At 45.2% G+C, this 4,060-nt stretch carries 4 protein-coding genes; all 4 read right to left on the reverse strand.

What is annotated here, in order from left to right; genetic code table 11:
• On the reverse strand, positions 1 to 558 hold a 558-nt coding region (gene argB, locus B3O33_RS11775), incomplete at its 3' end, for an acetylglutamate kinase (RefSeq protein ID WP_292363658.1).
• Between the two features lie 114 nt (positions 559 to 672).
• Positions 673 to 2,973, reverse strand: a complete 2,301-nt coding sequence (locus B3O33_RS11780) for a phosphomannomutase/phosphoglucomutase (RefSeq protein ID WP_292363660.1) — start codon at positions 2,971 to 2,973, stop codon at positions 673 to 675.
• Between the two features lie 20 nt (positions 2,974 to 2,993).
• On the reverse strand, positions 2,994 to 3,449 hold the full coding sequence (gene dut, locus B3O33_RS11785; RefSeq protein WP_292360367.1) for a dUTP diphosphatase: 456 nt from the start codon (positions 3,447 to 3,449) through the stop codon (positions 2,994 to 2,996).
• The coding region (coaBC, locus tag B3O33_RS11790; protein ID WP_292363662.1) for a bifunctional phosphopantothenoylcysteine decarboxylase/phosphopantothenate--cysteine ligase CoaBC at positions 3,430 to 4,060 on the reverse strand (631 nt) is incomplete at its 5' end. The genes coaBC and dut, both read right to left, overlap by 20 nt.

The following is a 4,060-nucleotide window of genomic DNA, read 5'->3' on the forward strand; positions in this document are numbered from 1 at the left end:
AATTGGGGCAATGACCGGAATGAAATCACTATGAATCAACATATCAATGACACTGGTATCAATACTGGTCACACGTCCGACAAAGCCCAGATCAATAATTTCTGGCGCATCAATGGTGATGTCCTCTGGTGAAGCAAATTTCATTTTTTCGGCAAATATCAAACTGCCGTCTTTGCCTGTGAGGCCAACAGCGCGTCCACCATGATTATTGATCAGGTTAACAATGCTTTTGTTCACCTGACCGCCAAGCACCATTTCCACAATATCCATGGTCTCGGTATCAGTCACCCGCATGCCGTTGATAAATTCAGATTCTTTGCCGATTTTTGCCAATAGTTGGCCGATTTGTGGGCCACCGCCATGCACAATGACCGGATTAATACCAACGGCTTTCAGTAACACCACATCGCGTGCAAAACTATTTTTCAATGTTTCATCAATCATGGCATTACCACCATATTTGATGACCAGTGTTTTACCGGAAAAACGTTGGATATAGGGCAACGCCTCAGTGAGAACCTGAGCAATATGTGACGCTTTTTGTGTATTCAAACTCATTAAAAATTTCTTCCTTGTCCCGCACAGTCTGTTTAGTGCAAGCTTTTTTTATTGTTTTTGCTTATGCAAAATAACGACCAACTATAATTCGTTTTTGTCGTTAACAGCGTAAGATTAAAAATTAAGACTTAGATTAGGTTTCACCTGCAGCATCTGCTGAATAAATTGCTGTTTTATCTGTTCCAGATCTTCTTCAGTTTCTGCTTCAAATCGCAACGTGAGACCGGGAACAGTATTTGATGCTCTAACAAGTCCCCAGCCATTGCTAAAATTCACCCGCACACCATCAATGGTGATAACTTCGCCATCATCGAACTGTGCATTTTGTGTAAATTGTGTCATAAACCGACGGCATTCTGCCGTATCTAAATCAATTAAAATTTCTGGAGTGTTGAAACTCTGCGGTTGCGCAGCAAAAATTTCGGTTGCTCCACGACGTTGAGGGTCATCGGCAATCAGTGCCAGTAAACGGCCAGCGGCAAATAAGGCATCATCAAAACCATACCAGTTATCGGCAAAAAAGATATGCCCGCTCAACTCTCCAGCCAATTTGGCTTCATGCTTTAACATTTCGGCACGAATTAACGAGTGCCCGGATGGGCACATCATGGCTTTACCACCCGCTTTAGTAATAACCTGCTCCAATAATCCGCTGCTTTTAACGTCGTAAATAATAGTTGAACCTTTATGACGTTTAAGGATATCGCTGGCAAATAACATCAAAAGCCGATCCGGCCAGATAATTTCACCTTCGCCGTTGACCACACCCAGCCGATCACCATCCCCATCAAATGCCAGACCAATGTCAAGATGTTTATCACGGACCAGTTTGGAAATATCCTGCATATTCTGCGGGTTAGCCGGATTAGGATGGTGATTAGGGAAATGGCCGTCAACATTGCAATACAGTTCATGAACATCGCAGCCTAGCGCTGTTAACAATTTCGGAACAACACGTCCGGCAATACCGTTACCACAATCCACCCCCACCTTCAGTGGACGGGATAAAGTGATCACCTGTTTCACTTTTTCAATATAACTGTCAATGATATCGGCCTGACGCAGCTGTCCTTCTCCATCATACAAACGAGAGTTCTGTATTCGGTGATAAATCCCTTGAATCGCATCGCCTGACAGGGTCTTATCATTTATGACAATTTTCAGACCGTTGTAGCCTTGTGGATTATGGCTGCCGGTAACGACTACGCCGCAATGTGTTTGCATATGCTGAGAAGCAAAGTAAACCAATGGCGTTGGTACAGCACCTATATCAGTAACATCACAGCCACTGGCCAGAATGCCTTCAATTAATGCATCGCTAAAACTTTCACTGGAAAGCCGTCCGTCACGCCCTACGATAATTCTTGTCTGCTCCTGGTGTTGCGCCTCGGTGCCTATCGCCAGTCCCAATACCCGCATGATAGGTTCACTGAGCTGGGTACCCACAATACCGCGAATATCATAGGCTTTAAAAATAACGGGTTTGATGTCAACGGGTCTGACTCTGTCAACGGCTTCTGTTTTACTGATTTTAGGTGCCGCGACCCGGATCACTGCAGGTGTTGGTGTGTTATCAATATTGACCTCATTTTCCACATATTCAACAGGCCTGGGCCGAGCTCCGATCTGTGCGTGTTTTTTAGGTCTTAACGTACTGAATCTGTTTATAACCAGCCAGCTTAAGACAAAGATAATAATGCTTAACATGGCTAATGCAGGCCAGGCAGCTGATTTAGGCACTCGATCAGCCGGCCAGAAAGCTAATCGCCAATAGGCACCCGGCAGAGCCTGTGTATAAATACGACTGGATTGCTGAAATTTACTTTCGCCCTGCTCCAGCAGTGTTAACCAGTTTTGAGCGCCCTGCTGTAAAGCCAGATTTCCTGAACCAATTGTTAAATAGCGTTCTCTGAGTTTATTCTCCAGTTCTGTTGTCTGCAGTGTTACCACCAGATATCCAGCATTATCATCCAGCTTTTTAGCCAGCAAAATATGCGCCTGGGGTGTGTTTGGCTGCATAACCGCTATATCAGCTATACCCTGTTTTTCTGCCTGACGAAGACTGTTAATCGTACCAAAACTGACGGGAATACAGGCTTCGGATGTCGGAGCAGAAGGTATGGTGGAAAATACACACGCGTTCGATGCATCAGTCCAACCATAGGCAACCGGATCTTCTGCATCTGCTGCGGACATCCCAACAAAACGCTGCTGCCAGACTTGCAACAGATCGGTAAGCCCGGATGCAGCCAGCGCCAATTTTTCAGTTTGTTTTTGATTAAATGCTGTTAAAGCAGTTTGTTTTTGATAATCATTGATCCAGATTGCTACCGCCAATCCTGAAACCAAAATCAAAATTATCAGCAAAATGGCCAGAGAGCTTAGCCTTCTGCGAAAGATTTTCAGATTTTGCAAGGTTAACAGCACCGTTGTGCTCAGTTTCTGCCAGTATGACCAAAACCACCACTGCCGCGCTCGCTGGCAGTGAATTCGGTAACCTGTTCAAAACCAACCTGAATGATTGGAACAAACAGCATCTGTGCGATACGTTCACCCACAACTATTTCAAATGGGGTATCACCGCGATTCCAACAGGAAACAAAAATCTGCCCCTGATAATCACTATCAATCAGGCCCACCAGATTACCCAGCACGATGCCATGTTTATGACCCAAACCTGAACGCGGTAAAATCATCGCAGCTAAAGCAGGATCATCAATATGAATGGCAATCCCTGTAGGGATCAGGATAGTTTCACCAGGATGTAACGTCAGGTTTTCGTCGAGGCAGGCCCGCAAGTCCATGCCTGCCGATCCCTCTGTCGCATAATCAGGAAGCTCGATCGACTTGCCCAATCTCGGGTCAAGTATTTTAAATTGAATTTTTTGCATGGTAGCGCTCTGTTATTACTTTTATAAGTTCGCGTGCAATTTCAAGTTTCGGAGCTTCGGTCAAAGACTTATGGCCACCCTCCCAGAAAATTTCCAGCGCATTATTCTCCTGACCAAAAGCCAGTCTATCGCCCACTCGATTCGCTGCAATTAAATCCAGACGTTTTTGCTGTAATTTCTGCTGTGCATATTGTTGCAAATCGTCTGTTTCTGCAGCAAAACCGACGACCAGTTCAGGTCGGTTATCACTGTTAGCAACCGTATTAATAATATCGGGATTCAATTGAAGTTGCAGTGTTAAATCATTATTAGTCGATTTTTTTAATTTTGCCTGTGCCTGATGTGCGGGGCGATAATCAGCCACTGCGGCACAACCGATAAAAATTATCGTTTGGGTTAGATACTGCATAACGGCGTCATACATCTGCTGAGCTGTTTCCACATCCACACGATTCACCCCATCCGGCGTCCCCAGAGCCACTGGCCCGGAAATCAGCGTAACATTTGCCCCGGCTTCCACTGCCGCTTGCGCCAATGCATACCCCATTTTTCCTGAACTACGGTTGGCAATGAAGCGCACAGGATCAATAGGTTCATAAGTAGGACCTGCC

This window comes from Methylophaga sp. UBA1464 (assembly GCF_002325665.1).
Lineage (GTDB): Bacteria > Pseudomonadota > Gammaproteobacteria > Nitrosococcales > Methylophagaceae > Methylophaga.